A 6,617-nucleotide genomic window follows, 5' to 3' on the forward strand; every position below is an offset into this window, starting at 1 on the left:
AATAATAAAAAAGGATGCCTAAAGCACCCTTTTAAAAATCTTAAAATTACTTATTGTACTAGCTCTTGTTCACTAAACTCTTCATCAAACATTGGGCTTGATAAGTAACGCTCAGTTGCACTCGGTAGGATAACAACAATATTTTTATCTGCGTTTTCAGGTTTTTCAGCAATTCGCTTAGCTGCAACAACCGCAGCACCTGACGAAATACCGACTAAAATACCTTCTTTTTTCATTAACTGATGCGCCATTGCAATTGCGTCTTCGTTAGATACAAGCTCGGCACCATCAATTAAGTCCATATCTAAGTTGCCAGGGATAAAGCCTGCACCAATACCTTGGATTTTATGAGGGCCAGGTTTAATTTCTTCACCGGCAAGCGTTTGGCTAATAACAGGAGAGTTAGTTGGCTCAACAGCAATAGACTTAACGTTTAAACCTTTTTCTGTTTTAAGGTAGCGGCTAACACCTGTAATAGTACCACCAGTACCTACACCTGCTACAAAAAAGTCTACTTTGCCGTCAAGTGCATCGTAAATTTCTGGGCCTGTTGTTTCAAAGTGAATTTTAGGATTTGCAGGGTTTTCGAATTGTTGTAATAAAATATACTTATCAGGTGCTGTTGCTTGAATTTCTTTTGCTTTTTCAATTGCGCCATTCATACCTTTAGCACCGTCGGTAAGTACTAGATTTGCACCTAATGCTTTTAATAGCTTGCGACGTTCTAGGCTCATGGTGTTTGGCATAGTAAGCGTTAACTTGTAACCACGTGCAGCTGCAACAAATGCAAGTGCAATACCAGTGTTACCTGATGTTGGCTCTATAAGTTCTTTACCTTCAACAAGCTGACCTGACTTTTCAGCTTCCCAAATCATTGATGCACCAATACGGCATTTGATACTAAAGCTTGGATTACGAGATTCAACTTTAGCGTATACATTCCCACCCGTAACACGGTTAAGTTTTACTAGCGGCGTATTACCAATAGTTAGTGAGTTATCTTCAAAAATAGTAGACATAATGTTCCTTTGGATACAATCTGATCAACGTGCTAATAGCATTTGCTACTAACTATACATACACACTTTACTGTGAGTTTAAAAAAACTAAAGTAAAGTTTGGCTATAACATATATTTATTGGGCTTATAACCAGTCGAAATAAAAATCAATTATTAACGGTGCTTTAGTTATTGTAGGTGCGGGCTTAATTTGAGATTTAAAGAGTAAAAACTCGTTTAGTCAAAAAATGTTCAAAAGAGCTCTAGATTAAGCTGTATTTGTTCGTTATTTGCGCACATGAATGTAACTTGAATAGTTTTATCACACAATGCGTCTAAAACATGATAAAAACACGTATCTAAATTCAATTAAGCAATCACAATGAAGTTAATCTTAAAATTAATTGCCGGTATTGTGGCCGGTATCTTAGTCGGACTATATGTACCTATAACTGGTGTTGAACTTTTATTTACAGTAAAAGAGCTGATTGGTCAAATTATCTCCTTTACCATCCCTCTTATCATTTTATTTTTTATTGCATCGGGTATTGCTGGCCTACCAAAAGGGTCTGGTCACTTACTTGGTAAAACAGTAGGGTTTGCTTACAGCTCTACCATTATTGCAGGTACGCTTGCATTTTTATTAGTAAGTGCTGTTATACCTTTTTTAAGTGGTGGCATTACATTTGAAGCAGAAGTTGCTACTGAAATAGGTAGTTTTATTGATTTAGAAATTCCACCTCTGATGGGTGTAATGACCGCATTAGTGACTGCTTTTGTATTTGGTATAGGCATGAGCCAACTAGAACTTGATACGCTTAAAAAGGTGTCTGATCAGGGTCGTGATGTAGTGGACGGGTTATTATCGAAAGTAATTATTCCAGCTTTACCATTTTACATTGCTGGCGTATTTGCCGAAATGACGGTGGCAGGCACTGTGGTAGATACGTTGCAAACATTTGGTGTAGTACTAATTGCAGCGCTTGTTATGCATTGGTTATGGTTAAGCGTTTTATATATAGCGACAGGTATATTGTTAAAACGTAATCCAATCGAATTAGTTAAAAATATGCTACCAGCTTACTTTACAGCGTTAGGTACTATGTCAAGTGCAGCAACGATTCCAGTATCGCTTCAATCAAGTAAAGCAAATAACGTTAAAGAAGATGTAGCTAACTTTACAGTGCCACTTTGCGCGACTATTCACTTATCTGGCTCAACTATCACTATAGTAACCTGTGCAATGGCTGTTATGTTTTTATCGCCAAGCATGGAAGTTCCTTCATTAATGGGTATGCTACCGTTTATTATGATGTTAGGTGTAGTAATGATCGCAGCACCGGGTGCTCCAGGTGGTGCAGTCATGTCGGCGCTTGGTTTATTAACAAGTATGCTTGGGTTTAATGAAGGTGCTGTTGCATTAATGATTGCACTTTATTTAGCACAAGATAGCTTTGGTACTGCGTGTAATGTAACGGGTGATGGTATCATTGCGTTATGGGTTGACAGATTTAGCGAAAAATCGTCATCTTAAACTATTAGAGCGAGGCAATAATATTAATTATTGTTTCGCTTTATGTATGTTACTGTGGCAAATTAATTTAATTAAATTGCATGTTGTTAGGTAAGTGAGGATGTTCCATTGATTAATGTACTTTTAGTTGATGACCATGAACTTGTACGAACAGGAATCAAGCGTATTCTTGATGACGTACGAGGGTTTAAAGTAATTGGCGAAGCTAAAACTGGCGAAGAGGCTGTACAGTTTTGTCGTCAGCATGCGCCAAACATAGTATTAATGGATATGAATATGCCAGGCATGGGCGGATTAGAAGCGACTAAAAAGATTTGTCGTTACTGCCCAGATGTAAAAATTATTGTGCTTACTGTTAATTGTGAAGACCCGTTTCCGAGCAAGGTAATGCAAATTGGTGCACATGGCTTTTTAACTAAAGGTGCAGGCTCTGACGAAATGGTTCGTGCCATTCGTTGTGTTCATGCTGGTCAGCGTTACATTGCACCTGAAATTGCACAGCAGATAGCGCTTGCACAAGTGACAGGCCGCACAGATGAAAACCCTTTTCAGAGTTTATCTGAGCGCGAACTGCAAATTATGCTTATGATCACCAAAGGTGAAAAAGCACAAAATATAGCTGAACGCTTAAATCTAAGCTCTAAAACAGTAAATAGCTATCGTTACCGTATGTTTGAAAAGTTAAATGTAGGTGGTGATGTTGAGCTTACCCATTTAGCTATTCGTCATAAAATGATTGATATAGACGTTTCGTACTAACTATAATTTATGTCTGAATTCGATCACGTACATTTTCTCAAAACGCTATCAAGTGAGCCGGGCGTATACCGCATGCTTGATAGTGACAACCAAGTTATTTATGTTGGTAAAGCAAAGCATCTAAAAAAGCGTGTGAGCAGTTACTTTAGAAGTAACATTACCGATAGCAAAACACGCGTTTTAGTGAGTAATATTTGTAACATTGAAGTCACCCTCACCAATACTGAAACCGAAGCGCTGCTGCTTGAAAATAATCTAATAAAAAAATATCAGCCTCGGTACAACATATTATTACGCGACGATAAGTCGTACCCCTATATTTTACTAACTAGCCATAAACACCCTCGTTTAGCATTTCATCGTGGCAGTCGTAAAATTAAAGGTGAGTACTTTGGGCCTTTCCCAAGCGCAGGAGCGGTATCTGAAAGCTTGCGCTTAATGCAAAAAATATTTCCTGTTCGTCAATGTGAAGATGCTTATTACCGCGCAAGAAGTCGCCCGTGTCTGCAATATCAACTTAAACGTTGCTCAGCTCCATGTGTAAATAAAGTAACTGATGATGATTACAGTGAGCAAGTTGACTATGTTCGTAAATTTTTAACGGGTAAATCTCACGAAGTTATTGCTGATTTAATAAAAAAAATGGAAGCAGCCAGCCTGCAATTAAACTTTGAATTAGCGGCAAAAGTTCGCGACCAAATAATGCTACTTCGTAAAATGCAGGAGCAACAGTCTATTTCTGGTAACTTTGCAGAAATGGATGTTGTCGGTTTTGCGCATTTAAACGGGTTAAACGGCATTCATTTATTAATGATCCGCGATCATAAAGTACTGGGTAGTAAAACCTATTTTCCAAAAGTACCTAAAGATTCGAGTGAGCAAGAAATATTGACTTCATTTTTAGGACAGTACTATTTAGCGCCAGGAGCAACAGGGCGTATTGCAAAAGAAATCATATTACCGTTTGAAATAGAAGAGAGCGGGGCACTCGGCGAAGCGCTTACACAAATAAGTGAGCGCAAAGTAATCCTTAAAGTGGTTACTCGTGGTGAGCGTGCGCAATACTTACAACTGGCCAATAAAAATGCATTAAACAGTATTGCGGTTAAACAAAGTACCCAAGACTCTATTAATAAACGTTATGCACAATTAAAAGCAACACTGCGACTTGACGATATTACCCGAATGGAGTGTTTTGATATAAGCCACACCATGGGGGAGAACACCGTTGCAAGTTGTGTTGTATTTGACTCACAAGGCCCAAATACAAAAGAATATAGGCGCTACAACGTAACAGGTATTACAGGTGGCGATGATTATGCTGCAATGGAATTTGCACTTAATAAACGCTATAACAAGTTAGTAGACGAAGACAAAATTCCAGACGTTATCTTTATTGATGGCGGTAAGGGGCAGTTAGGACGCGCTGAGCAGTATTTTTCTAATTGGCCGCACACAAAAATGCCTTTATTAGTCGGTGTTGCAAAAGGAACGAGTCGCAAACCCGGTCTTGAAACATTATTGATTGACGGTGGACGCAAAACTATTCCGATGGATTCAGATGCACCTGCGCTTCATTTGATTCAGCATATACGTGATGAGTCTCACCGTTTTGCAATTGCTGGGCATCGTAATAAACGACAAAAACAACGAACACAATCACTATTAGAAGAAATAAATGGAGTAGGTTCTAAGCGTCGCCAAACATTATTAAAATATTTAGGGGGCATGCAAGGTGTAAAAGCTGCTAATATAGAACAGTTAAAGAAAGTTCCTGGGATCAGCCCTGACATGGCTGAGAAGATATTTAACCATTTGCATGACAAGGGCTAGCCCTTCATGCGAATATAGCCAAAAAGACATATCCAAGTAGTTATGTGGAATATTCCAAACACACTTACAACATTTAGACTTTTTCTTATCCCCGTTTTTTTGGTGATATTTTATTTGCCTTATAGCTGGGCATTTTTTGCTGCCGCCTTTATTTTTTGGCTTGCATCGATTACCGATATACTAGACGGTTATTTAGCAAGAAAGCTTGAGCAATCAACTCCTTTTGGTGCTTTTCTAGATCCTGTTGCTGATAAAGTAATGGTATGTGCTGCTCTTGTTGCATTAGCCGATCAGTATCAAACTATGTATATGACAATACCTGCTCTTATTATTATAAGCCGTGAAATTATTATATCTGCACTTCGCGAATGGATGGCAGAGCAGGGCAAGCGCGGTAACGTGGCTGTTTCAAACATGGGTAAAATAAAGACGGCTGCACAAATGTTAGCCATTATCGGTTTGATTTGGCAATATGATACGTGGATGAACTATTTAAGTTTTGGATTACTGTACATTGCGACCTTTTTAACCTTGAGTTCTATGATGCAATATTTACGTGCAGCATGGGGTGAATTGACTAAAAATTAACTCTAAATGTATAATAACGCACCGTTTTAGATAAAAAACAAGCAAACAGTTCAAAACTAGCATTTTTTGTATTGACGCGTTTAATAATCTCTGTAGAATGCGTCCGTGTTGAGAGGGCATAGCCCCCGAGATAAACAAAACGGTAATTAATCAGTTACCTGAATGTTCACATAAATCATCATGTGTTAATTCAAATAACTGATAAATAAAATGCGGTACTAGCTCAGTTGGTAGAGCGCGACCTTGCCAAGGTCGAGGTCACGAGTTCGAGCCTCGTGTACCGCTCCAAGTTTATCTTAAGGTTATTACCCCAATGTTGGGGCGGAATGGCAGAGTGGCCATGCACCGGATTGCAAATCCGTTTACCTCGGTTCGACTCCGGGTTCCGCCTCCATTTCAACACTCCACACGCTTTAATTAGCAAACTCGATGCCCGAGTGGTGGAATTGGTAGACACAAGGGATTTAAAATCCCTCGACTAACAAGTCGTGCCGGTTCAAGTCCGGCCTCGGGCACCACTATGTGGTTTAATTGCATTACCAAGTGTAATTTATAAAATGATTAATTTAGAATTAATATGATGCGGTACTAGCTCAGTTGGTAGAGCGCGACCTTGCCAAGGTCGAGGTCACGAGTTCGAGCCTCGTGTACCGCTCCATATTAGTTTTATCCACTTGCTTTTAATAGCAAACTCGATGCCCGAGTGGTGGAATTGGTAGACACAAGGGATTTAAAATCCCTCGACTAACAAGTCGTGCCGGTTCAAGTCCGGCCTCGGGCACCACTTTAAATTATTTTACCAAGATAATTTAAAGTTAATAAAACAGTATTTTGCGGTACTAGCTCAGTTGGTAGAGCGCGACCTTGCCAAGGTCGAGGTCACGAGTTCGAGCCTCGTGTACCG

The 6,617-nt window shown here is 39.2% G+C and carries 5 protein-coding genes and 6 tRNA genes; 10 read left to right on the forward strand and 1 reads right to left on the reverse strand.

The features are described from left to right. Positions 1–50: 50 nt before the first annotated feature. Positions 51–1,019 (reverse strand): cysteine synthase A, encoded by a 969-nt coding sequence (gene cysK / locus CXF89_RS17630; RefSeq protein WP_024608071.1) that lies wholly within the window; start codon positions 1,017–1,019, stop codon positions 51–53. 362 nt (positions 1,020–1,381) lie between these two features. Between cysK and CXF89_RS17635 the strand changes: the two genes are divergently transcribed. The 10 genes from CXF89_RS17635 to CXF89_RS17680 all read left to right on the forward strand — a co-directional run bounded on the left by CXF89_RS17635 (position 1,382) and on the right by CXF89_RS17680 (position 6,617). Further along, positions 1,382–2,533 (forward strand): dicarboxylate/amino acid:cation symporter, encoded by a 1,152-nt coding sequence (locus tag CXF89_RS17635; protein WP_007587010.1) that lies wholly within the window; start codon positions 1,382–1,384, stop codon positions 2,531–2,533. A 108-nt stretch (positions 2,534–2,641) separates the two neighbouring features. Then, a complete protein-coding gene (uvrY, locus tag CXF89_RS17640; RefSeq protein ID WP_002963136.1) occupies positions 2,642–3,292 on the forward strand; it encodes a UvrY/SirA/GacA family response regulator transcription factor in 651 nt (216 codons plus the stop codon). A 9-nt stretch (positions 3,293–3,301) separates the two neighbouring features. Continuing rightward, entirely contained in the window at positions 3,302–5,125 is a 1,824-nt protein-coding gene (uvrC, locus tag CXF89_RS17645; protein ID WP_021032122.1) for an excinuclease ABC subunit UvrC, read from the forward strand. A 42-nt stretch (positions 5,126–5,167) separates the two neighbouring features. Beyond that, on the forward strand, positions 5,168–5,713 hold the full coding sequence (gene pgsA, locus CXF89_RS17650) for a CDP-diacylglycerol--glycerol-3-phosphate 3-phosphatidyltransferase (RefSeq protein WP_033036948.1): 546 nt from the start codon (positions 5,168–5,170) through the stop codon (positions 5,711–5,713). 212 nt (positions 5,714–5,925) lie between these two features. After that, positions 5,926–6,001 (forward strand) — tRNA-Gly (locus CXF89_RS17655). Positions 6,002–6,033: 32 nt separating this feature from the next. Then, a tRNA-Cys gene (locus tag CXF89_RS17660) sits at positions 6,034–6,107 on the forward strand. Between the two features lie 37 nt (positions 6,108–6,144). Continuing rightward, positions 6,145–6,231, forward strand: a tRNA-Leu gene (locus tag CXF89_RS17665). Between the two features lie 64 nt (positions 6,232–6,295). Further along, positions 6,296–6,371, forward strand: a tRNA-Gly gene (locus CXF89_RS17670). 39 nt (positions 6,372–6,410) lie between these two features. Next, positions 6,411–6,497: transfer RNA gene (locus tag CXF89_RS17675), tRNA-Leu, on the forward strand. Positions 6,498–6,548: 51 nt separating this feature from the next. Continuing rightward, positions 6,549–6,617: transfer RNA gene (locus CXF89_RS17680), tRNA-Gly, on the forward strand.

The sequence above is a fragment of the Pseudoalteromonas sp. MelDa3 genome (assembly GCF_002863625.1).
GTDB lineage: Bacteria > Pseudomonadota > Gammaproteobacteria > Enterobacterales > Alteromonadaceae > Pseudoalteromonas > Pseudoalteromonas arctica.

Excerpts from the sequence above, each read along its gene's own strand:
- uvrC (WP_021032122.1), top strand. The coding sequence starts at position 3,302 with ATGTCTGAATTCGATCACGTACATTTTCTCAAAACGCTATCAAGTGAG.
- CXF89_RS17635 (WP_007587010.1), top strand. The coding sequence starts at position 1,382 with ATGAAGTTAATCTTAAAATTAATTGCCGGTATTGTGGCCGGTATCTTA.
- pgsA (WP_033036948.1), top strand. The coding sequence starts at position 5,168 with ATGTGGAATATTCCAAACACACTTACAACATTTAGACTTTTTCTTATC.
- cysK (WP_024608071.1), bottom strand. The coding sequence starts at position 1,019 with ATGTCTACTATTTTTGAAGATAACTCACTAACTATTGGTAATACGCCG.